This window comes from Paractinoplanes pyxinae, from assembly GCF_026626335.1.
Classification (GTDB): domain Bacteria; phylum Actinomycetota; class Actinomycetes; order Mycobacteriales; family Micromonosporaceae; genus Actinoplanes; species Actinoplanes pyxinae.
On sequence record NZ_JAPNTZ010000001.1, the window covers coordinates 57,112 to 81,893 of the forward strand.

The 24,782-nt window shown below is 71.9% G+C and carries 26 protein-coding genes; 14 read left to right on the forward strand and 12 right to left on the reverse strand.

Features of this window, described 5'->3' with window-relative positions; genetic code table 11:
* Window positions 1–26 precede the first annotated feature (26 nt).
* Complete coding sequence (locus OWR29_RS00295; RefSeq protein WP_267560141.1) at window positions 27–773, forward strand: alpha/beta fold hydrolase; 747 nt, start codon at window positions 27–29, stop codon at window positions 771–773.
* Window positions 774–798: 25 nt separating this feature from the next.
* Here the strand turns inward: OWR29_RS00295 and OWR29_RS00300 are convergent, their stop codons facing one another.
* Complete coding sequence (locus tag OWR29_RS00300; RefSeq protein WP_267560142.1) at window positions 799–1,476, reverse strand: SDR family oxidoreductase; 678 nt, start codon at window positions 1,474–1,476, stop codon at window positions 799–801.
* 139 nt (window positions 1,477–1,615) lie between these two features.
* Here OWR29_RS00300 and OWR29_RS00305 point away from each other — a divergent pair, with 139 nt between their 5' ends.
* From OWR29_RS00305 to OWR29_RS00315, 3 genes are read left to right on the forward strand one after another with little or no spacing between them, the layout of a single operon-like run.
* A complete protein-coding gene (locus OWR29_RS00305) occupies window positions 1,616–1,768 on the forward strand; it encodes a hypothetical protein (RefSeq protein ID WP_267560143.1) in 153 nt (50 codons plus the stop codon).
* Complete coding sequence (locus OWR29_RS00310) at window positions 1,768–2,412, forward strand: GOLPH3/VPS74 family protein (RefSeq protein ID WP_267560144.1); 645 nt, start codon at window positions 1,768–1,770, stop codon at window positions 2,410–2,412. Before OWR29_RS00305 ends, OWR29_RS00310 begins: the two co-directional genes overlap by 1 nt.
* 45 nt (window positions 2,413–2,457) lie before the next feature.
* Window positions 2,458–3,111: a hypothetical protein gene (locus OWR29_RS00315; protein ID WP_267560145.1), complete on the forward strand. Its 654-nt coding sequence runs from the start codon at window positions 2,458–2,460 to the stop codon at window positions 3,109–3,111.
* Between the two features lie 6 nt (window positions 3,112–3,117).
* On the opposite strand, the gene OWR29_RS00320 is transcribed toward OWR29_RS00315, so the two are convergent.
* From OWR29_RS00320 to OWR29_RS00330, 3 genes are all read right to left on the reverse strand, one after another.
* Window positions 3,118–3,843, reverse strand: a complete 726-nt coding sequence (locus tag OWR29_RS00320) for a MerR family transcriptional regulator (protein ID WP_267560146.1) — start codon at window positions 3,841–3,843, stop codon at window positions 3,118–3,120.
* An 86-nt stretch (window positions 3,844–3,929) separates the two neighbouring features.
* Complete coding sequence (locus OWR29_RS00325) at window positions 3,930–4,571, reverse strand: class I SAM-dependent methyltransferase (RefSeq protein WP_267560147.1); 642 nt, start codon at window positions 4,569–4,571, stop codon at window positions 3,930–3,932.
* A complete protein-coding gene (locus tag OWR29_RS00330; RefSeq protein ID WP_267560148.1) occupies window positions 4,568–5,515 on the reverse strand; it encodes an SDR family oxidoreductase in 948 nt (315 codons plus the stop codon). The genes OWR29_RS00325 and OWR29_RS00330 overlap by 4 nt, the downstream gene beginning before the upstream one ends.
* Before the next feature lie 257 nt (window positions 5,516–5,772).
* Between OWR29_RS00330 and OWR29_RS00335 the strand changes: the two genes are divergently transcribed.
* Complete coding sequence (locus OWR29_RS00335) at window positions 5,773–6,336, forward strand: hypothetical protein (protein WP_267560149.1); 564 nt, start codon at window positions 5,773–5,775, stop codon at window positions 6,334–6,336.
* A gap of 65 nt (window positions 6,337–6,401) precedes the next feature.
* Here the strand turns inward: OWR29_RS00335 and OWR29_RS00340 are convergent, their stop codons facing one another.
* Window positions 6,402–7,559: a VOC family protein gene (locus OWR29_RS00340; protein WP_267560150.1), complete on the reverse strand. Its 1,158-nt coding sequence runs from the start codon at window positions 7,557–7,559 to the stop codon at window positions 6,402–6,404.
* 69 nt (window positions 7,560–7,628) lie between these two features.
* Here OWR29_RS00340 and OWR29_RS00345 point away from each other — a divergent pair, with 69 nt between their 5' ends.
* Window positions 7,629–9,917: a putative bifunctional diguanylate cyclase/phosphodiesterase gene (locus tag OWR29_RS00345; RefSeq protein WP_267560151.1), complete on the forward strand. Its 2,289-nt coding sequence runs from the start codon at window positions 7,629–7,631 to the stop codon at window positions 9,915–9,917.
* 43 nt (window positions 9,918–9,960) lie between these two features.
* Here the strand turns inward: OWR29_RS00345 and OWR29_RS00350 are convergent, their stop codons facing one another.
* Window positions 9,961–10,575, reverse strand: a complete 615-nt coding sequence (locus OWR29_RS00350; RefSeq protein WP_267560152.1) for a TetR/AcrR family transcriptional regulator — start codon at window positions 10,573–10,575, stop codon at window positions 9,961–9,963.
* A gap of 60 nt (window positions 10,576–10,635) precedes the next feature.
* On the opposite strand from OWR29_RS00350, the gene OWR29_RS00355 reads away from it, so the two are divergent.
* Window positions 10,636–11,766 (forward strand): FAD-dependent monooxygenase, encoded by a 1,131-nt coding sequence (locus tag OWR29_RS00355; RefSeq protein WP_267560153.1) that lies wholly within the window; start codon window positions 10,636–10,638, stop codon window positions 11,764–11,766.
* Between the two features lie 92 nt (window positions 11,767–11,858).
* On the opposite strand, the gene OWR29_RS00360 is transcribed toward OWR29_RS00355, so the two are convergent.
* The 3 genes from OWR29_RS00360 to OWR29_RS00370 all read right to left on the reverse strand — a co-directional run bounded on the left by OWR29_RS00360 (window position 11,859) and on the right by OWR29_RS00370 (window position 14,148).
* Window positions 11,859–12,731, reverse strand: coding sequence for a pentapeptide repeat-containing protein (locus tag OWR29_RS00360; RefSeq protein WP_267560154.1), 873 nt, complete (start codon window positions 12,729–12,731; stop codon window positions 11,859–11,861).
* Between the two features lie 285 nt (window positions 12,732–13,016).
* Entirely contained in the window at window positions 13,017–13,526 is a 510-nt protein-coding gene (locus tag OWR29_RS00365) for a hypothetical protein (RefSeq protein ID WP_267560155.1), read from the reverse strand.
* Between the two features lie 97 nt (window positions 13,527–13,623).
* Window positions 13,624–14,148 carry a 2'-5' RNA ligase family protein gene (locus OWR29_RS00370; RefSeq protein ID WP_267560156.1) on the reverse strand — a complete coding sequence of 175 codons (525 nt, stop codon included), beginning with the start codon at window positions 14,146–14,148 and terminating at the stop codon, window positions 13,624–13,626.
* Window positions 14,149–14,274: 126 nt separating this feature from the next.
* Between OWR29_RS00370 and OWR29_RS00375 the strand changes: the two genes are divergently transcribed.
* The 4 genes from OWR29_RS00375 to OWR29_RS00390 all read left to right on the forward strand — a co-directional run bounded on the left by OWR29_RS00375 (window position 14,275) and on the right by OWR29_RS00390 (window position 18,895).
* Window positions 14,275–14,973, forward strand: coding sequence for a methyltransferase domain-containing protein (locus OWR29_RS00375; protein WP_267560157.1), 699 nt, complete (start codon window positions 14,275–14,277; stop codon window positions 14,971–14,973).
* Entirely contained in the window at window positions 14,970–15,296 is a 327-nt protein-coding gene (locus OWR29_RS00380; RefSeq protein ID WP_267560158.1) for a hypothetical protein, read from the forward strand. The genes OWR29_RS00375 and OWR29_RS00380 overlap by 4 nt, the downstream gene beginning before the upstream one ends.
* Entirely contained in the window at window positions 15,296–16,084 is a 789-nt protein-coding gene (locus OWR29_RS00385) for a nitroreductase family protein (protein ID WP_267560159.1), read from the forward strand. Before OWR29_RS00380 ends, OWR29_RS00385 begins: the two co-directional genes overlap by 1 nt.
* Before the next feature lie 66 nt (window positions 16,085–16,150).
* Window positions 16,151–18,895: a helix-turn-helix transcriptional regulator gene (locus tag OWR29_RS00390; protein WP_267560160.1), complete on the forward strand. Its 2,745-nt coding sequence runs from the start codon at window positions 16,151–16,153 to the stop codon at window positions 18,893–18,895.
* Here OWR29_RS00390 and OWR29_RS00395 read toward each other — a convergent pair.
* Window positions 18,892–19,680, reverse strand: a complete 789-nt coding sequence (locus OWR29_RS00395; protein ID WP_267560162.1) for an isocitrate lyase/PEP mutase family protein — start codon at window positions 19,678–19,680, stop codon at window positions 18,892–18,894. The genes OWR29_RS00390 and OWR29_RS00395 overlap by 4 nt on opposite strands.
* Before the next feature lie 178 nt (window positions 19,681–19,858).
* On the opposite strand from OWR29_RS00395, the gene OWR29_RS00400 reads away from it, so the two are divergent.
* Window positions 19,859–20,563, forward strand: coding sequence for a sigma-70 family RNA polymerase sigma factor (locus OWR29_RS00400; RefSeq protein WP_267560163.1), 705 nt, complete (start codon window positions 19,859–19,861; stop codon window positions 20,561–20,563).
* Here OWR29_RS00400 and OWR29_RS00405 read toward each other — a convergent pair.
* Together OWR29_RS00405 and OWR29_RS00410 are read right to left on the reverse strand one after the other, a co-directional pair.
* Window positions 20,469–21,545 (reverse strand): zinc-dependent alcohol dehydrogenase, encoded by a 1,077-nt coding sequence (locus OWR29_RS00405; protein ID WP_267560164.1) that lies wholly within the window; start codon window positions 21,543–21,545, stop codon window positions 20,469–20,471. The two genes, OWR29_RS00400 and OWR29_RS00405, sit on opposite strands and share 95 nt — an antisense overlap.
* Window positions 21,538–22,497 (reverse strand): Gfo/Idh/MocA family protein, encoded by a 960-nt coding sequence (locus OWR29_RS00410; RefSeq protein ID WP_267560165.1) that lies wholly within the window; start codon window positions 22,495–22,497, stop codon window positions 21,538–21,540. Before OWR29_RS00410 ends, OWR29_RS00405 begins: the two co-directional genes overlap by 8 nt.
* 160 nt (window positions 22,498–22,657) lie before the next feature.
* On the opposite strand from OWR29_RS00410, the gene OWR29_RS00415 reads away from it, so the two are divergent.
* Complete coding sequence (locus tag OWR29_RS00415; RefSeq protein WP_438872543.1) at window positions 22,658–23,671, forward strand: glucosyl-3-phosphoglycerate synthase; 1,014 nt, start codon at window positions 22,658–22,660, stop codon at window positions 23,669–23,671.
* Window positions 23,668–24,762, forward strand: a complete 1,095-nt coding sequence (locus OWR29_RS00420; protein WP_267560166.1) for a glycosyltransferase — start codon at window positions 23,668–23,670, stop codon at window positions 24,760–24,762. The genes OWR29_RS00415 and OWR29_RS00420 overlap by 4 nt, the downstream gene beginning before the upstream one ends.
* Window positions 24,763–24,782 lie beyond the last annotated feature (20 nt).

Here is a 24,782-nt window from a genome sequence, read left to right on the forward strand (position 1 = left end):
CCCCGCTGCGTGCTACGGTCCGGCCAATGACCGAAACCGTTCCGCTGGCCCACGACGTCGACGGCTCCGGGCCCTTGCTCGTCGCCCTGCACGGGATGACCGAGGACCGCCGTTTCTGGGACGGTGTGCCGCTCGCCGAGCGTTTCCGCACCGTTCGCGTCGACCTGCGCGGGCACGGGGAGTCCCCACGGGTCGGGCCGTACGATCCGCTCACGCTGGCCGGCGATGTGCACGAGCTGCTGAACACTTTGCGGATCGACGAGCCGCCGCTGGTGCTGGGTCATTCGTACGGAGGAGTGGTGGCCACCGCCTACGCCTCGCGTTTCCCCGTCCGCGGGGTGGTCGACGTCGATCAGACCCTCGACATCACGCCGTTGCCGGCGCCGATCGCCGAAGCCGTGCGCGGCGAGGGCTATCGGGAGTTCATGACGGCGGGCTTCGCTCAGATGTACGGCGAACTGGATCCGGCCGTGGCCGCGGAACTCAGCGAGCGGCGTGAGGTCCGGCAGGACGTCCTGGCCGGCGTGTGGGCTCCGCTGCTCGACCTGGGCCCGGACGAGCTGACCGCCTTCGTCGCGGACCTGACGCCGACGCAGCCCACCCCTTACCTGTCGATCCACGGCCTGCCGGTGGACGACTCGTACGCGAAATGGCTGGACGACCGGATTCCGGGCGCGGTGGTCGAGGCCGCCCCGGTCGTCACCCACTACCCCCACCTGGCCGACCCGTCGTGGTTCGTGCGGCGGCTGGTCGCCTTCGACACCGCCGCCTGACAGCGCCCGGAGCCGCCGCTGGTGACTACCGGTAGAACTCGCTGGGGTCGGCGGCCAGTGAGGCCTTCACGTGGGCGGTCCAGTCGTCGGCGACGATCTCGATGCGGTCCTGCTCGAGGCCGTCCAGCCCGGCCCGTACGAGCACGGCCGGGTCGCCCTTGGGGCCCTCGTAGTCACTGAGGTCGGTGTCGGCGGCGCCGAGGTGCAGCGCGGTGACCAGCGTCTTCTGGTCGGCCAGTTCCAGCCGTACGCCGTTGGTCAGGTTCCACTCGGCCGCCTTGGCCACGCCGTACGCGGTGTGGCCGGGGTAGTTGAACCACGACATCGCGGACAGCACGTTCAGGATGGCCCCGCCCGCCAGTTGCGGCGCGAAGGCCCGGATCATGCCGAGCGTGCCCCAGAAGTGGGTGTCGAGCTCGAGCCGGATCCGGTCGAGGTCGCCGGTGACCAGGCCGGTGACCGTGTCGATGCCGGCGTTGTTGACCAGCAGCGTGACGTCGGGCGCGGCGGCCGCGGCGGCGGCGATCGACCGCGGGTCGGTGATGTCGAGCGCCAGCACCGTCGCGCCGGGAAGGTCGACGAGTTCGGGCCGGCGGGCGGTGGCGTACACCTTGGCGCCGCGAGCGAGAAGCTGCTCGGCGAAGTGCCGGCCGAGACCGCGGTTGGCCCCGGTGACGAGGGCGACTGCTCCGGAGATCTGCATGTGGCCCACGCTAGAACCTGACGTTGACGTCAGAGGCAACTGCCGAGACGTACGTCACGCGGGTCCGGCCGTTGACCGTGTTCCGGGAACAGAGTGTCGACTGGCCTCACCCTGGCACATCGCCGAATGAGGAACCGCCGTGGATCTGTCCCAGATACCCGACCACGTCCGTCTGATCGCCGCGTTGATCGGCGTTCTGCAACCGTTCATCGCCGGCGCCGTCGCCGCCTCGATCCGGTTCCCCGCCACCGCGCCGCTGCTCGGCGCCCTGCTTGTGGCGGCGATGGCCTGATGACGACCCTGCCCCTGCCGCATCTGCTGTTCCTGCTGAGCCATCAGCCCGAAAAGGACCGGCTCGACGACGACAGCGAGGCCGTGCGGGGATCGCTGCTCCGCGGGGCCGCGGTGGCCCAGCTGCGCCTGTCCGGCCTGCTGCTCGACCGCGCCGGCCGGGCCGAGCGGCGGAATGCCACACCCGCGACCACCCTCGACCCCTTCCTCGCTCAAGTGCTCGCCGACGTTCCGGCGGATCGGCCGCGCCGCTGGTTCGACGTGCTGGAGCAACGGTGGCAGCAGGCCGAGGAAGCCGTTCAGGCGCAGCTCGTCGCGGCCGGGGCGGTCACCGTCGAGCAGCGCCGGGTGCTGGGCATCATCCCGGCCGAGCAGGTCGTGCTGACCGATCCCGGCTCGGTGCGGGCGCTGCGCGAGCGGGTACGCCGGGCCGCCCAGCGCGAACCCGGAACGGCGCCGCCTCCCATCGGCGAGGCCGTGCTGGCCGCCCTGGCGATCGACGGCAACGTGAGCACGGTGTTCGGGTGGCGTGACCTGTGGGGGCACAAGGCCGCCGTCGCCGAGCTGAAGGACCAGGTCGACCGGGAGCTGCCCGGTCTGCGGTCGACTTTGATCCAGTCCATCGCCCTGCGCCGCGCCGGATGAGCCCGGGCTTGACTGTGTCGCAGGGACACACTTTTCAATGGCCGGGTGTTCGACGAATGGCGCAGGCGCCGGGCCATCCAGCGCATCAAGCCCGGCGACGGCCGTGCGCTGAAACGGTTCCGCTGGTGGCAGCCGCTGTCCCGGTCGCTGTTCTACCTTCCCGCGGACGCCGGCGCCGGCCGCCCGGTGGAGTACGCGGTCGACGTGCACCACTTGAGGAGCGACGACAACGGCGACACCGAAGCTCACCTGTACCGCGACGGCCTGCGCTACGCGCGGACCCGGCTGCCCGCCGTGTTCCCGATCGAGGGCGGCGCGATCGAGGTGATGGCGTCGGCCTTCGGGATCCGGCGGTGCCACTTCGTCGCCGACGACGGGACCGAGCAGCAGCTCGTGCCGGATCCGCGTTCGGCCGAGGGGCGCCGGGCCCGCCTCGACCGGGAACGGCCCGCGCTCAGCCGCTGGATCGGCGTGGTCTCCCTCGTCCTGATCGTCGTCCCGCTGATCCTCGGCCTCCCGCAGACCGTCGAATCGATCTCCCGGTTCCCGCCGCTGGCCGAGCGGTTCGGTGTCTTCGACTCTCCGGTCGACGCGCCGGCCTGGTTGAACGTCGTGTTCGTGATCAGCGCGACCGTGGGCAGCACCGAGCGGGCCCTACGGCTGCGGTACAACCGCTGGCTCGACCAGGTGGCGGGCTGACCCGGGTCAGCTCTGCGCCCGTAGTTGCTCGCGGGCCAGCTGCTTGGCCCGGCGCAGCACGTCGTTCTGGGCCTCGTTGTGCAGCTCCCGCACCGCGTCGAGCAAGGCCTGCCGCGTGACGTCCCCGCCCTTCGCCGCGTGCGCCATCGGGTCGTCGTCCATCCAGGGGTGGGCGCGCAGGGTCCTGGCCACGGACGGCGCGAACTTCTCGGCCAGGCGCTGCCGGGTCGCCTCGTCGGCGTCGGGCGGCAGGGCCTCGAATTCGGGGTCGGCGCCTTCGTCGTCGTTCTCGACGGCGCTCAGCACGTCGGCCAGCCCCTGCTTGTCGTAGATCCGCGTGTACATGTGAATGAGCGAGCGGTCGGCCTCGGACAGACGATCGGCCACGGCCTCGAAGCCGGGCGGCGTGTCGGGCGGCGCGTTCGCGCTCAGGATGGCCGCGATGCCCTGCCGGGCCTTCTCCAGCCGTTCGATGGCGGCCGCGTGGTCGTCGTCGACCTGGCGCAGCGTCTCGTCCGCGCCGGCGGTCAGGTTCTTGATCCGGCTCAGCGGCACGCCCAGCTCGACCAGCCGCCGGACGCGCAGCAGGCGGATGAGGTCCGGCATCTCGTACTGCTTGTAGCCGTTGTGGCGGCGATCCGGCTCCTCGAGCACGCCGGACCGGTGATAGTGCCGAATCGTGTTCACCGTGGTGCCGGCCAGCTTCGCCAGCTCGCTCGTGCTCCAGGCCATGCCGCCTCCTTCCCGCGGGCGATGAGACCGGGCGGTACTGAGGGAACCAGAGCCTGACAACTGATCTTCCGCCGATCCGGAGACTGTCATGCAGAACACGCGCTCCGGCGCACCGTCCCGAGCCGGGCCGGCTGTTCGATCGCGGCCGCGGGTAGGGGGCGCCGGCAGACGTAGACCAGGGCCGGGGGCAGGTTGGTCCATACCGTACGCGTGACGACCACCTCTTCGAAGCGGGAGCGCAGCGACCGCAGCAGCCGGCGGGCCGGCGGCGTCCAGCGGGCGTGAACGTACGCGAACGTGGTGAAGACGCCGGCCGGGTCGAGGGCGGCCACCACCTCGGCCAGCACGTCACGCTGGGCCGACTCGCCGAAGGCGGCCCACGGCAGGCCGCTGACCACGACGTCGACCCGGTCGATGCCGCGCTCGGCCAGGACGTCGCGCAGCGCGGCGGCGTCGGCCACCGCGACGGTCACCGCCGGATGCAGGGTGGCCAGGCGGCCGGCGAACCGGGGGTTGAGCTCGACGGCGATGTGCCGCCCGGACCCGGCCAGGCGCCGCTGGATGGGGCCGGTGAACGCGCCGGTGCCGGGCCCCAGCTCCACGACGACGGGCGCTCCCGTGGCCGGCACGGCCGCGGTGGCCACCTCGGCCAGGGCCCGCCCGCTGGGGCGGACCGCGCCCACCGTCAGCGGGGCGCGCAGGAACTCGCGGAAGAACGGCCGGCTCACGCGGCCGCCGCGAAGGGGGCCCGGGCCAGCCGCTCGGAGACCTCCCAGATGCGGGCCGCGTCCTCGGTGCTGCGCAGCGGCGGGTACAGCCGCTGTTCGGCCGGCCGGCCGGCGAGATTGCCCAGGCCGCTGGGGCCGTAGAGCACGCCGGGCTTGGCCGCGGGGTCGGTCGCGGCCATCAGGGCCGGCAGGCCGGCCGACTCGACCGTGCCCGCCAGGATGCCGCGTGACGACAGGGCCTGGATCAGCCGGAGTTGCGGGGTGGTCCGGTTGCGGCCCATCTCGGGCCGGGCGCCCAGCAGGTTGGTCGGGGCCACCCCGGGGTGCGCGAGGTTGCTGGTGATGCCCCAGCCGTGGGCCTCGCTGCGCCGCTGCAGCTCGAGCCCGAACAGCCCGAACGCGATCTTGGACTGGCTGTACGCCCGCATGACGTTGTAGGAGCGTTCCCCGTTCAGGTCCTCCCAGTTGATCTTGCCACTGCGGGCGGCGATGCTGATCTGCGAGGTGACCCGGGCCCGGCCCGTTCGCAGCAGCGGCAGCAGGTGCCCGACCAGGGCGAAGTGGCCCAGGTGGTTGGTGCCGAACTGCACCTCGAAGCCGTCGGCCGTGGTCTGCCGGCTCGGCGGTTGCATCACCCCGGCGTTGTTGATCAGCAGGTGGATCGGGTTGCCCTCGGCCCGCAGGGTGTCGCCGAGGGCGGCCACCGAGGCCAGCGAGGACAGGTCGAGGGTGCGGGTCGAGACCTTCGCGCCCCGGTGGTTGCGGCGGATCCGGGTGACGGCCTGGTCGCCCTTGGCCGGGTTGCGGACCGGCAGGATCAGCTCGGCGCCGGCCGCGGCCAGCCGGTCGGCCATGACCAGGCCCATCCCGTCGCTGGCCCCGGTGATCACGACGCGCCGGCCGGTCAGGTCGGGCAGGTTGAAGTCGATCTTGGTACGTGCCATCGTGCGCTCCTCGTCTCGGCTGTGATCGAGATTCGCGTACGGCCGGATTCGCATCCAGGGCCTGCCGATCCGAGGCTTACCGATCCGTGTTCGCGCCGGTCGGGGGCACTGTCGACGGAGCACTTCACCCGAACGGTGAGCCCGCCGACGGTCGAACCGGCGGGCGAGGTTGACCGTCAGGACGACATCCCATGTGGGGTTGATTGGGTTTTACCTCCCGTAAGACGCGATACAACCCAGTACGGGAGGAATTGCACATGAAGAAGCTTGCTCGCGCCATCACCCTGGGAGGGTTCGGCGTCCTGACCGCCCTCACCTTCGGCATGGGCCCGGCTCAGGCGGCCCCGGCGGCGCCCGCGGCTCCGGAGAGCAAGACCACGGCCAGCCAGAACATCTGGCGGGGCGAGAGCCAGGTCGTCGGCTTCTACCGCACGCTGGGCGCCTGTGAGCTGGCCGGCCAGTACGGTGAGCGGGCCGGCGCCTGGGACGACCACGACTGCAGCATCACCCGCGTCGGCGCTCGCCGGGGCGCGTGGGCTCTCGAGGTCGTCGACTACGACAACTGGGGCTCGTTCGGTTTCGGCCGGCCGTTCCAGGTCGTCCGGGGCTTCCCGACCCAGTTCCGGCCGGTGTGGGCGGGTCAGTTCCGTCCGGGCCGCCCGGGTCAGTTCCGGTTCTACCGTCCGGGCACGCACCGCAACGACTGGATGCGTGACCGGGACCGTCGTCACCACCACTTCGACGGCCGCCGGGACAACGACCGTCGTGACAACGACCGCAACGGTCGTGGCGGCTTCGGCGGCAACGGTCGCAACCGCTGAACAGCAACACCATGAAGTGAAACCGGTAGGCCGCCGGGCGACATGCCCGGCGGCCTCCGGGCAGGTCAGGCCTGGCTGAGGATCACCAGTTCGTTGCCCTCCGGGTCGGCGACCAGCCGGCGACCCTGCGACTCGCCGAGCAGCCGGCCGCCGGCGGCGAGGGCCGTGGCCAGGCGTTCGCGCGCGAGGTCCGGCGGCACGGCGAGCTCGACGTGGATGCGGTTGCGCTGCCGGCGCCGTTCCGCGTCCGAGGTGTCGAGCTGCTGGAACACCAGCACCGGATTCAGCCGCCGGGGATCGTGAATGTCGCTCGCCCCGTCCCGCCGGTCGGTGACGTACCCGAGCGCGGCCAGCCAGAACGCGCGGACGGCGGCCACGTCGGCCGCGTCCAGGAACAACTGGACGAAGCGGGGCAGCGCCGGATCCGCCGTCGCGCCCAGCTCTCTCGCGGCGGCCTGCAGCCCGGCGGCGAGGCCGGTGAAGTCGACGTCGAGGCCGTGGGTGTCGTCCTCCCACTGATCCTTGCCGCTGTCGAGAATCACGAGCCCGGGCCGCAGGTCGATGAGCAGCGGAAAGCCGGCCTCGTCGGCCAGCGCGGCGGCCGTGGTGGCCAGGTCGCGCTGCTGAGCCGTCGAGGTGGTGCGGTAGCAGGCCATCGCGCTGAACACCGTCTGCCAGTCGGTGGTCGCGGCCGTTTCGCCGAGCACGTCGCCCGGCACCAGGTCGACCTCGTTGCCGTCGGGATCGGCGTGACACACCCCGTACGGTCCTGATGCCTCACCGACACCCGCCTGCTCGACAGCTGCGGCCGGCCGCACCACGTCCAGGTGAATGCGGTTGCGCAGCGGCCGTTCCTCGGTCGACGGCCGGATGTGCAGCGCGGGATCGCGCCGCAGCGGATCGGCCGGACCGTAGTCGAGCACACGCTGCCAGAACCGGCCCACCGCGGGCGCATTCGCGGTTTCCAGTACGACGTTCAGCTGCTGCAGCACGGCGGGGTTCGCGGCCAGTCCGAGATCCCGCGCCGCCGTGGACACCGCCCCGGCCTGTCCGGCCCCGTCCACGCGTACGCGAAGGCCTGTCGCTCTCAGATCGACCACAGCCCCGGCCGTCAGCTCGACGATGCGCCCGGCCAGCGCCGCTCCGCTGGTCAACGAGGGCACCTCGAACCAGGCCGTCATCACGCCGTCGACCACCCGCCAGTCCGAACCCGGATCGCTCATGTACGGCACTGTAGAACCGCCACGCCGACGGGGCTCAGGTGGCTGCCGGCGCCGTCGAACAGATCAGTGATGCTGACCTGGGTCCGGACCGGTCGGGCGAGCGCCGCGTGCGTGCTCGTCTGCGCCGTTCTGCTGGCGGTCCAGCAGACCTGGTACGTCGGTGGGTGGGGCAGCGCGGAGGTCCGCACGCTCGTCACGGACGCCACGTACGTCCCCCTGGCCCTCGCCTTCACCGTGCTGGCGGTCCGGGTGGCCGTCTCCGGACGGCAGGAGCCCCGGACCCGGCGGGCGTGGCGGGTGATCACCATCGCGTTCGGCTGCCAGCTGGCCGCGCACTGCTCGTGGTTCGTCCAGTCCCACTTCCTGCACACCACCGCCTACCCCTCCACCGCCGACTACTGCTTCCTGCTGTTCTCGCCGTTCATGTTCGCCGGCCTGCTGATGCTGCCGGGCCAGCACCGGCGCCGGCGCGACCGGCAGAAGCTGGCGCTGGACGCGCTGATCGTCGGCGCCGGCGGGTTCATCGCGATCTGGTACCTGCTGCTCGGCCCGATCCTCAACGCGCCGGACCTCACCGGGTGGCAGCGGGCCTTCACGGCCGCCCTGCCCATCGGCGACCTGCTGCTCGTCCTGGCCATGTCGACCGCCATGCTGCGGCGTCACCAGCCCGAGGTGCCGGCCCCGGTCCGGCTGCTCGCCGGCTCGATCGCCCTGACCGTGACGGCCGACGTGTCGTACGCCTGGATCCAGCTCAACGGCGGGTTCACCGGCGGATCCTGGCCCGACCTGTTGTGGCTGGCCGGCTGCTTCCTGCTGGTGCTGGCGGCCGATCAGCAGTACCGCCGCCCGCGGCATCCTGCGCCGCGCCGGCGGGACCGCAACGCGGTCTTCCTTCTCCCGTACGCGGCCAGCATCGCCGCCTACGTTCTGCTCGCCGTGCAGTCGTCGCATCTGCCGATCAACCCGTACGGCGGCATGATCTTCGGGGCGGCCGTGCTCACCCTGCTCGTGATGGCCCGCCAGTCGCACGCCCTGCGCGACAACCGCGAGATGGCCGTCACCGACGGGCTGACCGGCCTGGCCAACCGCATCCTGGTCACCGAGCGGCTGGACCACCTGGCCGGGCAGCCGATCCGGCCCGGCCGGCACACCGCTGTGCTGCTCATCGACCTGGACCGGTTCAAGCCGATCAACGACACCTTCGGCCACGAGGCGGGCGACGCGGTGCTGGTGGCCGCGGCCGACGCCATGCGCCGCGTGATCCGGGACGGCGACCTGGCCGGGCGCCTGGGCGGGGACGAGTTCGCCGTCCTGCTGCACAGTCTGCCGACGCGGGAGGCCGCGGGCCCGGTCGCCGCCCGGCTCCTCGACGAGCTGCGCATGCCGGTCGTCTTCGGCGAGCACGTGCTCATGGTCGAGGCCAGCATCGGCGTGGCGGTCCGCGACGATCCCGCCGCCTCCGGCGAGACCCTGCTGCAGCAGGCGGACACCGCCCTGTACGCGGCCAAGCGGGCCGGGCGCGGCCGGTACGAGTACTACTCCGACGTGATGGACACCAAGGCCCGCGAGGCCGAGCTGCGCCGCGCCGTCGCCGGGAACGAGCTGGTGGTCTACTTCCAACCGGCGGTCGCGCTGGCCACCGGCGACGTGCGGGCGGTCGAGGCCCTGGTCCGCTGGAACCATCCCGTGCGCGGCCTGCTCGGCCCCGGCGAGTTCATCGACCTGGCCGAGGAGACCGGTGCGGTGGTGCCGCTGGGCGCCTGGGTGCTGCGGGCAGCCTGCCGGGAGGCGGCCGGCTGGCGCGCCGGCCTGCCGGGAGCCGGCCCGCTCCGGCTGGCGGTGAACCTGTCGCCCAAGCAGGTGGCCCAGGCCGACCTGGTCACGACCGTCGAGGACATCCTGGCCGAGACCGGCTTCCCGCCCGACCGGCTGACCCTGGAGATCACCGAGAGCGTCATCCTGCAGGCCGACCCGCTCACCATCGGCCGCCTGCAGGCGTTGCGGGACCTGGGCATCCAGCTGGCGGTCGACGACTTCGGCACCGGCTACTCGGCCCTGAGCTACCTGCGCCGCCTGCCGGTGACCGTGCTGAAGATCGACCGCTCGTTCGTCACCGGCATCGCCGACGACCCGGAGGCCCGCTCGGTGTGTGAGGCGGTGGTCCACCTGGGCGAGGCCTTCAAGATGAGCGTGGTGGCCGAGGGCATCGAAACGGCCGACCAGGCGACCGCCCTGGTCGACATGGGCTGCGCGATCGGCCAGGGTTTCTTCTTCCACCGCCCGCTCCCGCCGCAGGAGGCCGGAGCCCTGATCCGCCGGCAGTTCGCCGCCGCGGACCAGCTTCACCGTCCGGCCTGATCGGTAGGGAACCGTCGGGCCGGTCCCGCGGCGGTCCGCCTGCTCAGGGTGCTGCGATGAATCCGCGCAGGAGCGTGCTGACAGCGGCTGTGAGGTCGGCGCGGTTGGCCTCGGTGCCGGGATGCGGTGCGGTGCGCGCGCCCGCGCCGGCCAGCCGGTCGAACAGCAGACCGTCGATGCAGGCGACGAGGTGGTCGCCGGCCCGGCGCGGATCCCGGGCGCCGGCGGCCGCGAGCATCGCCGCCGACTGGGCTCGCGAGTCGTCGCCGTAGGACAGGATGGTCCGGATCTCCGGATGGTGGGTGGCCTCGAGCAGACAGGCATAGCGAGCGAGAGTGCGGTTGCGCCCCTCGTCCATCCACTGGTCGAGCACCGCGGCGATCGAGGCGGCAGTCGACTCGACGTCGGTCAGAGCCGGGGCGTCGCCGCCGGCCCGGTCGGGCAGCTGCCCGGCCCGCAGGTCCGCACGGTCGAGCTCGGCGATGCGGCGCACCACCGCCTCGATGAGCGCCTTGCGGGTCCGGAAGTAGGCCGACGTGGTTCCCTCGGGCAGGGCGGCTCGGCGATCGACGGCCCGGTGGGTCAGGCCGCGCATGCCTCCCGCGGCGAGAACGTCGATCGCGGTGTCGGTGAGCAACTGAAAACGATCTGCAGGCACGGTGTCCCTTCCCCTTCTACATCTGTAGTATCGCTTCTACGCCTGTAGAAGGAGCGAGTCATGGCGCCTCGTGCGGTGGTGGTCGGTGGCGGCATCGGGGGACTGAGCGCGGCGGCCGGGCTCGGCCGGGCGGGTTGGCGGGTGACCGTGCTCGAGCGCGCTGCTCAATTCCGCCCGGCGGGCGCCGGCCTGGTGTTGCAGGCGAACGGGCTGCGGTGCCTGGACGCGCTCGGCCTCGGGGCGGCCGTGCGTGGCGCGGGCATCGCCGACCGGTCCGGGGGCACTCGTCGCTGGGACGGGCGGTGGCTGGCTCGGGTCGAAGCGGGCCGGCTGGAAAAGGTGCTCGGCACACCGGCGTACGGGATACACCGAGCCCAGCTGCACCGCATCCTCCTCGAAGCCCAGCCGGCCGGTGTCACAGTGCGCACCGGCGCCCACGTCACGGGCGTCAGCGCGGACGGTGAGGTCACTTATCGCTGCGCCGGCGACGAGGGCCGGATCGATGCCGATCTGGTGGTCGGCGCCGACGGCATCCGCAGCACCGTACGCGGGCAGCTGTGGCCCCTCTCGGCCGGTCCCGAGCCGGTCGGGGTGACCGCGTGGCGCGGGGTGACACCCGACGCCTGGCGCGCCGAGCTCGTCGTGGCGATCAGCTGGGGGCCCGGCGCCGAATTCGGGATCGTGCCGCTGGCCGACGGCCGCGTCTACTGGTACGCGGCCGTGAACGCCTCGCCCGGCCGGGCGCCGGACCGTGTCGACCCCCGGTTCGAGCACTGGCACGAGCCGATCCCGGCGCTCATCGCGGCCACCGGTGCCGTGCTGCGGGACGAGCTGGCGTGCCTCGACGAGCCGTTGCCGACGTACGTCAGGGGCCGGGTCGTCCTTCTCGGCGACGCCGCGCATGCGATGACCCCGAATCTCGGCCAAGGCGCCAACCAGGCGCTCGAGGACGCCGTCGTCCTGGCCGCCGTCGCGGGCCGGCCCGACGGACTGCGGAGCTACGACCAGGAGCGGCGTCCACGCAGTCAGCGGGTCGCGGCCGCATCCCGGCTGATCGGCCGGTTCGGCCAGCAACTCGAGAACCGGCTGGCGGTCGCGGCCCGCGACACGGTGATGCGTCTGGTCCCGACCGGAGTGGCCCTGCGCTCGATGACCCGCTACGCGGACTGGCGACCGCCGGCCGGAGGCTGACCGGCGTACGACACCGGCGGCCGGCCATTCGCCCGGGCCGGCCTCGGGGTCGACGGCGGGCGCCCCGACGTGGTCGTGGCCGGCGGCGGAGGTCAAACTTTTTGGGCTTCACGTAGCTTGGTGGCGGCGAAGTCGGCGAGTTCCTCGCCGTTCTCGTAGTTGTCGGTGAGCACGTGGCGGGCCGTGGCCCAGCCGGCCGTCTCCCGCAGGCCGGGCCGCAGGGACTCGCTGGAGAGGAACCGCCGCAGGTCTTTACCCACCTGGTCGCTGCGGCTCGAGGAAAGCCGGCCCGCTCGTTCGGCCACGGCCCGGAAGTGGCGGGGAACGACGATCAGCGTGTCGCCGGGCGGGAAGGTGACGTCCTCGAAGTCGTACCCGTCGAACTCGGGGTAGGTCACGTCGGCCGAGCGGAAGGTCACCCGGCGCAGGACCGCGCTGTCGTGGGCGCGGCCCAGGAAGCGCGTCTCGGTCAGCGCGCCGGCGAACACCGCATCCTCGATGGTGCAGCCGGCGAACTCGGCCTTGGGCAGCGCCGGGAACGTGCACCCGGCGAAGGACGTGCTCTCGGCCGAGAAGTACTTCATCCTGGCTCCGGTCAGGTCGATCGACTGCCAGGTCGTACGGGCCAGCAGGGTCTCGGTCAGCGTCGCCCGCACCATCGTGCAGTCGCTGACCGACCCGTCGGTGAACACGGCCCGGGCGAGGTCGGCCCCGTCGAAACGGCAGCCGCTGAACCGCACGTCCTCGAGGTGGGCGTGGGCCAGTGTGGCGTACCGGAAATCGATGCCGGCGATCGTTGGCGCCTGCGAGTCCAGGCCGCCGGCCGGAAACCCTCGCAGGTCGAGCAGCCCGTCCACCACGGGAAGCTCGAGGTCGAGCAGGGAGCTGCCGTCGCCCAGCCGCCGAAGCACCTCCGTGCGCAGGATCCCCGTACGCCAGCGGTCGATCAACTCGCGGCGCGCCACGTCATGACTCCTGTCGTGATCAGGTGGATACCGGCAATTCTCAGATGTCATGGCGATGGGTCGGAGGGTCGGTCCGCCTCCGCGAGTGTCCTATGCCAGGCTTCGGCGTTCCTTACGGGAGACGCCGCATTGAACCAGCAGGTCGGCAACCCGCCCACTCGCCACGCCTCTGCGGGCGGCTTCATCCACGATCGCGTTCGCGAGGTCCGTCGCCTTCTTCGCTCGACCGAAAGTTCTCGCGGATTGCCACGCGCTCAGCAGAAGAGGATCGACGACGTCCTGACCCTAATTGGTACGCATATGCCAAAAGGCCGATCCCCAGGCTTCTCCGATCTCATCGATGGAAGAAGCCGACTGCAATGAGCCGCCGGAGGACAGGTCGACACGCCCAGTGCGAGGATTGTCGCGGAAACTGCAGGCCAGGTAAAAAGCAAGGGCCCACTCTACGGCTCTTCCTGCTGCCGTCAGCTGAGATTGATCGCGGCCGGCGTACGACATCAGCAGCGGATGTGTGAAAAGAACAAGGATGAAAGTTGTGTCTTCAGCATGTTTCTCGCTGATCAGCACTTCTTGTCGAGCTGGATCGTAGTAAGGCACTTCGGCAGAGTTGTCGACTCGGACGCTTGGGCCTTGCTCGCCGATGATCATGCCAATGCGGCGCAGATATTCATCGTACGCGCTGATATCCTCGATGATCCGGCGTTCAAATGAGGCCGACGAGTTGCCGACGAAGCGAATTTCTCTACGTAGATCGCGGACCTCTTTCGGCCCTTGGGCCTTCTCTTCCGTGGCCATCGACGTGCCGGGGCGGCCGCGAAAGGGTCACCGTGCCGACGCCGGCCTGGGTGGACCGTTCGCGATCATCGAGACCCGGACGCGTACGCCGAGTGTTCTACGCGTCGGTGAGGTCGGGGAAGGTGCCGAACGGGCCGACCGGGCCGCCGGCCATGGTGAGCCGCAGGGCGCCGGTGGGGACGGACGCGAACGGGGGAGCGGACGGCGGGCGGGCGGTGACGCCGAGGGTGATGTGCGGGCGGTAGTCCTCGTTCACCAGGCCCAGCGGCGGGTGGCCCAGGCGCAGGAACTGCTGGTGCAGGGCGTCCAGCTCGGGCGTGCGGATGATTTCCAGGCCGTAGTAGTGGCCGCCGGTGGGGACGTAGTAGTCGCCGGGTGGGACTACGGCGTACAGCAGGCCGATGATTTTGGCCGTGAAGATGTGGCCGCGGTGGGGTGCGGTGGCGGCGCGGATGTCTTCGGCCTCGTCGGCGGCAATGTCGACGTGCAGGACCGACACGTGGGGTGGGGCCTGGTCGCCGAGCAGCATGAGCGGGTCGTGGGGGGCGCCGATCTCGTGGGACAGCGCGATCAGCTGCCGGGACACCGCCGGATCGGGCCGCAGGACCACCCCGTACGCCATCGCCAGCGTCCTTTCGCCGAGTCGTGGAGGCCATTGTGTCAGCGGGGACGCGTTTCGATGCGTTCCCGGCGGGTGAGGGGGTAACCAGGTCGGCGCGGATGATCCACCGGAGAGGAGAGCGACACCATGGGTCCAGGGCTCGCCCGGCGGGACACCGAATCGCTGGAGCTGATGGACGACCCCGGCTGCGACCTCGACCGGCTCGAACGGACCTACCGCCAGTTCACCGCGGTCAACCGGCTCGTCTCGGGCTGGCGGCGGCTCTACCGGCGACGGATCCGGCCGCTGCTGGACGCCGATCGGCCGACCACGCTGCTGGACGTCGGGTTCGGCGGTGGGGACATCTCGCGCGCGCTGGCCCGATGGGCGGCCCGTGACCGGCTGCTGCTGCGGACGACGGCGATCGACCCGGACGGGCGCGCCCTGCGTCATGTGCGCCGGCTGCCGGACGCCGGGGTGCGCTTCGAGCAGGCGTCGAGCGCGGACCTGGTCGCCCGGGGTGACCGGTACGACGTGGTGATCTCCAACCATCTGCTGCACCACCTGGACGCGGGCGAGCTCTCCGCCCTGCTGGCCGACAGCCGGGCCCTGTCCCGCCGCCTGGTCCTCCACAACGACCTCGCCCGGGCGAGTGCCGGCTACGGCCTGTACGCGGCGGTCACGCTGCCGTTCGCCCGGCGCTCCTTCGTCCACCAGGACGGGCTGCTCTCCATCCGCCGCAGCTACCGGCCGGCCGAGTTGCGCGCCGCCGTCCCGCCGGGGTGGCGGGTCACGCCGATGTTTCCGCAACGCCTGCTGCTCGAGTGCGAGAGGGACGATCGATGACCCGGACCCTGGTCACCGCGGCCGCCACGAGCTACGTGGTCAACGCCGCGTTCGGTACGGCCGTCGCGGCGGGCGTGGTCGACAACTCGCGCATCCGCTGGGTCCATCACGCCCTGTTCACGGCGACGGCCTCGCTGACCGTGATCGCGGTCGCCGCCGGTGTGCTCGAGCGCCGGCCGGCCGGTCTCGCCCTGCTGCCGGCGCTCGGTCCGCTGGCCGTTCTCCCGTACGCCGGTGGCCGCCTCCGCCGGCATGCGGTGCTGGCCGGGTCGGCCGCCCCGGCGTACGCGGCCGCTCTCGTTTCTGTCTGGAGGAGTCACTGATGGAGTTTCTCGATGTGGTGCGCCGGCGCCGGACCACCAATGGCGCATTCCTGCCCGATCCGGTCTCCGAGGAACACCAGCGGCTGCTGATGGAGGTCGCGGGGCGGGCGCCGTCGCAATTGAACAGCCAGCCGTGGCGGTTCGTGATCGTCGAGGACCGCCCGGCCATCGAGGCCATCGCCCGGATCAGCGGCGAGAGCATGACCGAGGCGATGTCCAACGGCACGTTCTTCGAGCGCTACAAGCCCTACTTCCGGTTCAGCAAGGAAGAGATGGAACGCCGGCGCGACGGGATGTTGTTCGACCGGCTGCCCGCGCCGCTGCGCCCGTTCACCAGCCAGGTGTTCACCAGTCGCGGGCAGAAGATCATGAATGCCATGCGCGTGCCGCAGACCCTGGGCGAGGAGAACCGCAAGCTCGTCGCGGGCTCCCCGCTGCTGCTCGGCGTGATGCTCGACCGGTCCGAGTACCGGCCGGGCGAACTGTCCTCGTTCTACTCGGTGTTCAGCATGGGCGCGGCCATGGAGAACCTGTGGCTGACCACCGTCGAGATCGGCATGGGCATCCAGTTCGTCTCGTTCCCGATGGAGGTGCCCGGCCGCTGGGACGAGATCGTCCGCCTGCTCGAGGTGCCGGACGATCTGGAGCTGATGGCCGTGTACCGGCTCGGCTACCTGCCGGCCGAGCAACGTCGCCCGCCCATCGACTGGACCAGCGAGCAGCGCCGGCTGCCGTCGCAGTACGTCTTCCGCGGCACCTGCGCGACCCCGCAGCAAGGGTGGGACTGAAGGCGCCGCAGCGTTGCCGATCAAGCCGATTGACGCTGGTCGGCGGCGGTTATAGCGTCCGGGACGATGTCCACGAGCCCACCGTTCCGTGATCGGCACAACGAGCGCGACGCCCTGGATCAACTGCTTTCGGCCGTACGGGCGGGGCAGAGCCGTGTGCTGGTGGTGCGGGGCGAGGCCGGTGTGGGCAAGACGGCGTTGCTGGATCACCTCGTGCGCAGCGCCGCCGATTTCCGCGTCGCGCGGGCGGCCGGCCACGAGTATGAGATGGAGCTCACATACGCGGGCCTGCACCAGCTCTGCGCGCCGGTGCTCGGCATGCGCGAGCGGCTGCCTCCGCCGCAGCGGGACGCGCTCGCGGCGGCGTTCGGCCTCAGTGCGGCCCCGGCGCCGGACAGGTTCGTCGTCGGTCTGGGCGTGCTCGGCCTGCTCTCGGCGGTGACCGCCGAGCGGCCTCTGCTGTGGGTGGTCGACGACGCGCAATGGCTGGACAAGACCTCGGCGCTGACCCTCGCCTTCGTCGCGCACCGACTGCTGGCCGAGCCGGTCGGCCTGGTCTTCGCGGTCCGCGAGCCGAGCCACGTTCCGGAGTTGGGCGGGCTGGCCGAGCTGCTGATCGAGGGGCTGGGCGACAGCGACTCCCGCGCCCTGCTCGATTCGGCGCTGCCGGGGCGCCTGGACGAGCTCGTCCGCGACCGCATCGTCGCCGAGTCGCGCGGCAATCCGCTCGCCCTGCTCGAACTGCCGCAGAGTCTGACGCCGACCGAACTGGCGGGCGGCTTCGGCGTGCTCGACGCGTCGCCGATGGCCGACCGGATCGAACAGAGCTTCCTGCGCCGGCTCGACTCGCTCCCGGCCGGGACCCGGCAGTTGCTGCTGACCGCGGCGGCCGACCCGATCGGTGACGTGGCTCTGCTCTGGCGGGCGGCCGACCGGCTCGGTCTGGGCGCCGACGCCCTGGCGCCCGCGCAGTCCGCGGGGTTGATCGACGTACGGGGCCGGGTGCGGTTCCGCCACCCGCTGGTGCGCTCGGCGATCTACGGCACCGCGCCCCTGCCCGACCGCGAGCGGGCGCATCGAGCCCTCGCCGAGGCGACCGACCCCGACGCCGATCCCGACCGCCGGGCCTGGCACCGCGCGCACGCGACCACCACGCCGGACGAAGAGATCGCCGCCCAGCTGGAACTCTCGGCGGGACGGGCGGCCCAGCGCGGTGGCATCGCCGCGACCGCCGCCTTCCTCGAACGCGCGGCCGAACTGACCCCCGATCCGGCTCGCCGCGGCGGGCGCGCGCTCACCGCGGCCCGGGCCACCTTCGAGTCGGGCGCGCCCGACGCCGCCGACAAGCTGCTCGCCATCGCGGGGTTGTGCCCCCTCGACGACTTGCAACGGGCTCGGCTGGCCCGCCTGCGGGCCCAGATCGCCTTCGCCCTGCGGCGCGGCACCGACGCCCCGCCGCTGCTGCTCGACGCGGCCGACCGGCTGGCGCCGCTCGATCCGCGACTGGGGCGCGAGGCGTACCTGGAAGCGCTCGGATCCGCCATCTTCGCCGGTCGCCTCAACGAGGACGTCGGCCCGCGCGAGGTGGCCGCGGCCGCTCGTAACGCCCCGGCCGCAGGACCCGAACCCCGTCCGGTCGATCTGCTGCTCGACGGTCTGGCCAGCCGGTTCACGGAAGGCTACGTCGCGAGCGTGGCGCCGCTCCGGCGGGCGCTGCACGCGTTCGGGCCGGAGCCGGACGACTTCATGCGGTGGTTCTGGCTGCCGTGGCTGATCGCCGGTGACCTGTGGGACGACACGATGTGGCACGAGGTGGCGACCCGGGCCACCCAGCTCTGCCGCGACGCCGGCGCGCTCATCGCGCTGCCCCTGGCGCTGGGCAACCGAGCCGTCGTGCACCTGCACGCGGGCGAGTTCGCGGCGGCCGAGTCGCTGGCCGAGGAGGCGATCGCGATCACCGACGCCACCGGCAACGCCCCGGTGCGGTACTCCTCGCTGCTGCTGGCCGCATGGCGGGGCGCGGAGGCCGAGACCCTGGAGTACGCGACCTGGGGTCTCGAGAACGTGCTCGCGCGTGGCGAGGGACGCGGGATCGGGGGACACGGCTACGCGACCGCGGTGCTGTTCAACGGGCTCGGCCGCTACGAGGACGCCCTGGCCGCCGCCCGGACCGCCTGCGAGTACGACGACTTGGGCATCCACGGGTTCGCGCTGGTCGAGCTGATCGAGGCCGGGGTCCGCTGCGGCGCCCTCGACGAGGCGGCCGAGGCGCTGCGCCGGCTCGAGGAGCGGACGAACGCCGCCGGCACGGACTGGGCCCACGGCGTCCGGGCTTGGTGCACGGCCCTGGTGAGCGAGGGCGCGGCGGCCGAGGAGAACTACTGCGAGGCGATCGACCGGCTCGCTCGCAGCCGCGTCGCCATCCACCTGGCCCGTGCGCATCTGGTGTACGGCGAATGGCTGCGCCGCGAGAATCGGCGCGCCGACGCCCGTGGGCACCTGCGGACGGCGTACGACATGTTCACCCGCACCGGGGCCGAGGCGTTCGCCGAACGGGCCCGCCGCGAGCTTCTGGCCACCGGCGGCGCCGCCCGCAAACGGACAGTGGACACCCGCGACCTGCTCACTCCCCAGGAGGGGCAGATCGCCCGGCTGGCCCGGGAAGGACTGTCCAACCCCGAGATCGGCGCTCAGCTGTTCATCAGCCCGCGGACCGTGCAGTACCACCTGGGCAAGGTCTTCACCAAGCTCGAGATCACCTCGCGCGGCCAGCTCGGCCGGCTGCCGGAGAGCAAGCTCCGCGCGGTCTAGGACTCCTGAATGGAGGCGAGCTGCTCGGTGAAGCGGGCCATCACGTTCCCGTACAGCAGATGTCCCCAGCTCACCCGGGCCACACCGGCCGCGGCCAGCTCCGGCAGCGACGGCGTCATCGGCAGGCGCAGCACGTTCACCGGGCCGTCGACCTCGGCCAGGAAGCGGCGCAAAGCCTCGGCCTCCCACAACAGGATCGGGTACACGCAGTCGGCCCCGGCCGCCAGGTAGGCGTTCGCGCGGCGTACCGCCTCCGGCACGAGCTCGGCCTGAACCTCGGGGCCGGCCCCGGCCACGAACGGCCCGACGAAAACGTCGATGCGGGCGTTGATGACGAGCGGGTAGCCGTCCGCCTGCGCGGCCCGCCGGACAGCCGCCAGCCACTCCGCCTGCCGCTCGGGCTCGCGGACATCGCCGGCGGCATGGTCGGTGTCCTCGAGGTTGCAGCCGGCCGCGCCCGCCGCACGCAACGCGGCCACCAGCTCGGCCGGCTCCAGGCCGTAGCCGGCCTCCGCGTCGACCGTCACCGGCGCCTCGACACCCGCGGCGATCCGCGCCGCCGCGGCGAACATCTCACCGGCCGGCGCCTTCTCGTGATCGTCGAAGCCGAGCGTGGCGGCGACGCCGGCGCTGGTCGTCGCGACCACGGGAAAGCCGGCCGCGACCACGGCTTTCGCGGTGGCCACGTCCCAGGCGTTGGGCAGCAGCAGCGGGGCGCCCGGACGGTGCAGCGCCCTCAGCCGATCGCAGCGGGTCTCGAGCTCGGTGGTCCGCGAGGCAGTCATTCCGCACCCCAAGGCTCCGGTCGATCACGTCGTCGGTCCTGAGGATAGCGGCGAGGTGGCCGGTCGCGTGGCCCGTGACTGGCCAACCCGGCTGGCGAGTCAGCGGATTCGACGGTGATCCACCCCGGGCGAGGCTGCCCTTACCGGCATTCAGGCAGCGCGAGCGGAGGAGATCGTCATGAGCACGTCCACCGTCCCCTTGGAACCCGAGGCGCTGGCGGACTTCGAGAGCGTCCGTTCCCGGCTGTTCGGGATCGCCTACCGGAGGCTGGGCCGGGCCGTCGAGGCCGAGGACGTCGTCCAGGACGTGTGGGTCCGCTGGCAGGGCGCCGACCGCGAGCCCGTGCGCAACCGGGTCGCCTTCCTCACCACCATCACGACGCGGGTCGCGCTCAACGCGGCCACCTCGGCCTACGCCCGCCACGAGATCCACGCCGGCGGTTGGCTGCCTGACCTCCCGGTCGAGTCGGCCGACCCGGCGCTCGAGGCCGAACGCGCCGCGGCCCTGCAATCCGCGGTGCAGCTGCTGGCGGAACGGCTCACGCCGGCCGAACGCGCCGTGTACGTGCTCCGCGAGGCCTTCGGCTACCCGTTCTCGCAGATAGCGAAGCTGCTCGGCCTCAACGAGACCAGGGCCCGCCAGCTGGCGGTCCGCGCCCGCCGTCACCTGACGGAACGACGCCGGAACACGCCCGATCCGGCCGAGCGCGACGAGCTGCTCGAGGCGTTCCGTGAGGCGGCCCGCGGAGGCGGCATGACCCGCCTGACCGATCTGCTGGCGGCCGCGGTCAGAACTTCAGCACGGCCTGGAGCTCCTGTCGCTTCCGAGCGACGAGGTCCCGCAGGAGTTGCGGGCCTTCCTCGAACGGCACGACCGCGGTGATCAGGTGCTCGCGGATCGCCGGGCCGTGGTCGACCAGGAGCTCGATCGTCTCCGCCGACAGGCGTTCGCGGTCCCATACCGGCGCCAGCCCGCGCGGCACCCGGCCGATCTGAGCGCAGCGCACGGCGAGCCCGTTGTGGTGGAACTCCGCACCGAGCCGTAGTTCATCCGCTCCGCCCTGATAGAACGCGAGGTCTATCACGGTGCCTTGCGGCCGCAGCAACCGCAGGGCCAAGTGCAGCGACGCGGCCTGGCCCCGGCACTGAAAGACCACATCGGCCCCGCGGTCGTCCGCAGTGTGCCGCCACGCGGTCTTCAGAATCGCCGCCGGGTCGCCGGCCGCGGGGTCGAGCGTCTGGAGTTCCAGCGACGTGGCGACGGCGCGCCGTTCCGGCGTCGGATCGACCACCACCACTGAAGCCGCGCCGTGCCGGCGGGCGAACAGCGCCGTCAGGAGCCCGACCACCCCGGCCCCGGTCACCACGACGCGCCGGCCGGCGACCCCGTCCCCCAGACCACGCACGGCCGTTCCGTGCAGGTCGGCCGCCGCGTGCAGCAGGCCGTTGGCGCAGATCGGCCCCATGTGAGCCACATAGATGCCCAGCAGCGGATCCAGTCCGGACGGCAGCGGGACGACCCGATCGCGCAGGGGGTCCCCGGTCCAGCCGGTCCGGTGCCCGTACGTCATCGCCACGACGGCGCCCTCGGTGACGGCCGGAGTGCGGCTCTCGACGACCTGGCCGACCTCCATGTATCCCAGCCGCCGCACCGGGTACGGCGACGAGGGCGGGCCGCCGAACAGTCCCAGCACGGGGTCAAAGGCCTCGTTCAGAGCCGGATTGGTGCCCTTGACGAAGCTCAGTTCGGTGCCCGCCGAGATGCCGCTGTAGAGCGTGCGAACCCGGAAGGGGCCGTCGGTCACAGGTTCGGCGACGATGTCGAGCTGTCCGGGGGCGGCGACGATCAGGTTGCGGTCAGACATCGACGGTCTTTCCGGAGGCGGCCGACGTGGCCACGGCCAGCGCGAGTTCGTGCGTGCGCAGCGCTTCGGCGTACGGCACCCGGATGTCCTGCTCCTCGCCGCGGACGGCGCGGATGAACGCGGCGTCGACCGCGACCCGGGCCGACTCGGGGTCACTGGGGACGGTGGTGATGTCGTCCCCGGAGCGGATCGTGAGCCCGTCCTCGGCCACGGACAGCGCCAGCCCGTCGGCGTAGATCTCGAGCCCGGCGCGCTCCTTCCAGCCGAGCACGCAGGTGGCCGCGAGCGTGCCGATGGCGCCGCCGACGAAGCGCAGGGTGGCGACGGTCGAGCCGTCGATGTCGGCCCCCGGGACGGCCGGGGGAGTGCCGCTGCCCACGGCGCTGACCTGGGTGACCTCGCCGACCAGGTACCGCGCGAGGTCGAGCACGTGTGCGGCCTGCTCCACCACCGGCCCGCCGGACCGGTCGCGGTGCGGCCACCAGCCCACCGGCGGCACCTTGTCGAGCCAGGCGCCGGTGACCAGGCGGACGTCCCGGCCGGCCAGCGCGGCACGTGCCTGATCGGCGATGGCCAGGTATCGCCAGTGGTGACCGACAGCGGTGAGGAGACTACGTTCAGCAATTTCTGCAGCCAGCGACACCGCTATGTCTTGATCAAGTGAAATGGGCTTTTCCACGAAAAGAGGCACGCCGGCCGCGATCACATCCCGTTCGGCCGGTCCGTGCGCGAAGGGCGGCACGCAGACGTAGACCGCGTCGACGCCGTCCGACAGCAGCGCCGGCACATCGGGGAACACCTTCGTCCGGTACGCCGAAGCGAGCGCCTGCGCCGCGGCCGGCACGACGTCGGTCACCCCGGCCACCTGCACATCTGTCAATCCGGAGAGCACCCTCGCGTGCCGCTGGGCCACCCCGCCCGCGCCGACCAGCCCGACCCGTACCACCGTCATGAATCCCCCTGCCGCGAAAGGCCATCGACGTGCCGACAACTCCCCGTTCGGCCCGCGCCGAAACCTCAGACCTCTTTGCCGCACAGTGCTGTCGCCTGTTCGCCACCTCACGGCAAGGTTGATCGCCGTCCGACCGGGCACCGGAAGATCTTCATCACGGATGTTCGGGGGTTACATGCAGCAGGTCAGCGCGCTACCCGTGGTCGAGGCATGGGCAACCTACCGCACCAGCAACGCAGCGCAATGGACGGCCCGGGAGTTGGCCCGGTCCAAGAAGGGCGCCAAGGTCAGCGTGGTCATCCCGGCCCGCAACGAGCAGGCCACGGTCGGGGTCATCGTCGACGTCATCCGCCGGCACCTGGCCGAGCGGGTGGCACTGGTGGACGAGATCCTCGTGGTCGACTCCCGCTCCACCGACGACACCGCCGAGGTCGCTCGCGCCGCCGGCGCCCGTGTCGTCGCCCAGGACGAGGTCACTCGCGGCCTGCCCCGGATGGAGGGCAAGGGCGACGCGCTCTGGGCCGGGCTGGCCGCCACCACCGGCGACGTCGTCGCGTTCGTCGACGGCGACCTGCGCGACTTTTCCCAGGACTTCGTCACCGGGCTGCTCGGACCACTGCTCACCGACCGATCCGTCGAGTTCGTCAAGGGCTTCTACCACCGGCCGCTCGTCAAGTCCGAAGGCGTCGAGGTGGACGGCGGTGGCCGGGTCACCGAGCTCGGCGCTCGGCCGTTGATCAACTTGTTCTGGCCGGAGCTCGCGGGCTTCGTCCAGCCCCTGGCCGGCGAGTACGCGGGCCGCCGCGCCACCTTCGAGCGCATCCCATTCGTTTCCGGCTACGGCGTGGAGATCGCCATGCTCATCGACCTGCTTGACCTCGTCGGCCTGGACGCCCTGGCCCAGGTCGACCTGGGCGAGCGCCACCACCGGCATCAAAGCATCGACGCGCTGGGCCGGATGTCGGCGCAGATCATGGTGACCGCCTGGAGCCGGCTGCACCGCCGCGGCCTGGTCACCGAGCCCGTGCCGCCGACCACCCTGCTCACCCAGTTCCAGCGCGGAGCCGGAGGCGGACTGCCGCACCTGAACCGGGACATCGTGGTGACCGACGTCGGTGTCGGCGAACGCCCGCCGCTGAGCACCCTGCCCCGGCAGGCGGTGCGCGCCGCATGAGAGTCCTGGTCAACGCCGGGCCGTGGCTCTCGGTGCCGCCACGTGGCTACGGCGGAATCGAGAATGTGGTGGCCACGCTCGTGCCGGAGCTGCGTGCGCTCGGTGTCGAAGTCGTCCTGGCGACGGTCGGCGACAGCGAGCTTTCGGTCGACGAGCGGGTGTCGGTGTTCCCGGACGGTCAGTTCCCGTTGCTGCAACGCCCGTACAACCAGGTCTGCGGTGTGGTGCCGGCTCATCAGCACGCCGTGCTACGCCGGGTCGCGGCCGGCGACATCGACCTCGTGCACGACCATGTCGAGGCGGCCGGCCTGACGACTCTGGCCGCCCTGAACCTGCCCGGCCTGCACACCCTCCACTGGGACCTGCAGAAACACCCGGAGCTGTACGGAACCATCGACGGTCACGTCCGGGTCAACGGTGTCTCGGCCGATCAACTGAGCCACGCTCCCGAGGCGTTGCGCCGGCACTCGGTCGGCCATGTGCACCTGGCCACCCCGCTCGCCGTCGGGGCGGACCGCAAACCCGCGGTGGGCAAGGAGGCGTACGCGGTGGTGCTCGGCCGCATCACCGCGGGCAAGGGGCAGGACCTCGCCGCCCGCCTGGCCCAGCGAAAGGGATTCGATCTGATTCTGGCCGGTCCGGTCGGGCCCTACCACAACCCGGAGGATCTGGCCGCCGCCGATCCGCACAATCCGGACGTCGCGTTCTGGCGGGAGAAGGTCGCGCCGCACGTGGACGGCACGCGGGTGCGCTGGGTCGGCTCGGTCATGGGCAAGGCTCGCGACGAATTGGTGGCCGGCGCCCGGGTGGCGCTGTTCCCGCTGCGCTGGAACGAGCCCGGCGGTACGGCAGTGGTGGAATCGCTGGCTCTGGGCACACCGGTGGCCGGCATCGCGCGCGGCTGCCTGCCCGAACTGGTCGAGCACGGCCGCACGGGGCTGCTCACCACCGACGAGGACGAACTCGGCGATCTGGTCGGGGCCGCCGGCGCCCTCGACGAGCGTGAGTGCCGGGAGCAGGCGGCCCTTCGCTTCACTCCCGCCGTGATGGCCGCCCGGTACCTGACCATCTACGAACGCCTGATCGCCTGACGAGCCGCCGAGATTCGCGC

What these genes read in the sequence shown, in the direction of transcription:
- OWR29_RS00330 (WP_267560148.1), bottom strand. Translation starts at nt 5,515, where the DNA reads ATGGCACGTACCAAGATCGACTTCAACCTGCCCGACCTGACCGGCCGG.
- OWR29_RS00375 (WP_267560157.1), top strand. Translation starts at nt 14,275, where the DNA reads ATGGGTCCAGGGCTCGCCCGGCGGGACACCGAATCGCTGGAGCTGATG.
- OWR29_RS00395 (WP_267560162.1), bottom strand. Translation starts at nt 19,680, where the DNA reads ATGACTGCCTCGCGGACCACCGAGCTCGAGACCCGCTGCGATCGGCTG.
- OWR29_RS00420 (WP_267560166.1), top strand. Translation starts at nt 23,668, where the DNA reads ATGAGAGTCCTGGTCAACGCCGGGCCGTGGCTCTCGGTGCCGCCACGT.
- OWR29_RS00400 (WP_267560163.1), top strand. Translation starts at nt 19,859, where the DNA reads ATGAGCACGTCCACCGTCCCCTTGGAACCCGAGGCGCTGGCGGACTTC.
- OWR29_RS00345 (WP_267560151.1), top strand. Translation starts at nt 7,629, where the DNA reads ATGCTGACCTGGGTCCGGACCGGTCGGGCGAGCGCCGCGTGCGTGCTC.
- OWR29_RS00310 (WP_267560144.1), top strand. Translation starts at nt 1,768, where the DNA reads ATGACGACCCTGCCCCTGCCGCATCTGCTGTTCCTGCTGAGCCATCAG.
- OWR29_RS00300 (WP_267560142.1), bottom strand. Translation starts at nt 1,476, where the DNA reads ATGCAGATCTCCGGAGCAGTCGCCCTCGTCACCGGGGCCAACCGCGGT.
- OWR29_RS00340 (WP_267560150.1), bottom strand. Translation starts at nt 7,559, where the DNA reads ATGAGCGATCCGGGTTCGGACTGGCGGGTGGTCGACGGCGTGATGACG.
- OWR29_RS00415 (WP_438872543.1), top strand. Translation starts at nt 22,658, where the DNA reads ATGTTCGGGGGTTACATGCAGCAGGTCAGCGCGCTACCCGTGGTCGAG.
- OWR29_RS00390 (WP_267560160.1), top strand. Translation starts at nt 16,151, where the DNA reads ATGTCCACGAGCCCACCGTTCCGTGATCGGCACAACGAGCGCGACGCC.
- OWR29_RS00405 (WP_267560164.1), bottom strand. Translation starts at nt 21,545, where the DNA reads ATGTCTGACCGCAACCTGATCGTCGCCGCCCCCGGACAGCTCGACATC.
- OWR29_RS00380 (WP_267560158.1), top strand. Translation starts at nt 14,970, where the DNA reads ATGACCCGGACCCTGGTCACCGCGGCCGCCACGAGCTACGTGGTCAAC.
- OWR29_RS00335 (WP_267560149.1), top strand. Translation starts at nt 5,773, where the DNA reads ATGAAGAAGCTTGCTCGCGCCATCACCCTGGGAGGGTTCGGCGTCCTG.
- OWR29_RS00370 (WP_267560156.1), bottom strand. Translation starts at nt 14,148, where the DNA reads ATGGCGTACGGGGTGGTCCTGCGGCCCGATCCGGCGGTGTCCCGGCAG.
- OWR29_RS00355 (WP_267560153.1), top strand. Translation starts at nt 10,636, where the DNA reads ATGGCGCCTCGTGCGGTGGTGGTCGGTGGCGGCATCGGGGGACTGAGC.
- OWR29_RS00385 (WP_267560159.1), top strand. Translation starts at nt 15,296, where the DNA reads ATGGAGTTTCTCGATGTGGTGCGCCGGCGCCGGACCACCAATGGCGCA.
- OWR29_RS00365 (WP_267560155.1), bottom strand. Translation starts at nt 13,526, where the DNA reads ATGGCCACGGAAGAGAAGGCCCAAGGGCCGAAAGAGGTCCGCGATCTA.
- OWR29_RS00320 (WP_267560146.1), bottom strand. Translation starts at nt 3,843, where the DNA reads ATGGCCTGGAGCACGAGCGAGCTGGCGAAGCTGGCCGGCACCACGGTG.
- OWR29_RS00410 (WP_267560165.1), bottom strand. Translation starts at nt 22,497, where the DNA reads ATGACGGTGGTACGGGTCGGGCTGGTCGGCGCGGGCGGGGTGGCCCAG.
- OWR29_RS00295 (WP_267560141.1), top strand. Translation starts at nt 27, where the DNA reads ATGACCGAAACCGTTCCGCTGGCCCACGACGTCGACGGCTCCGGGCCC.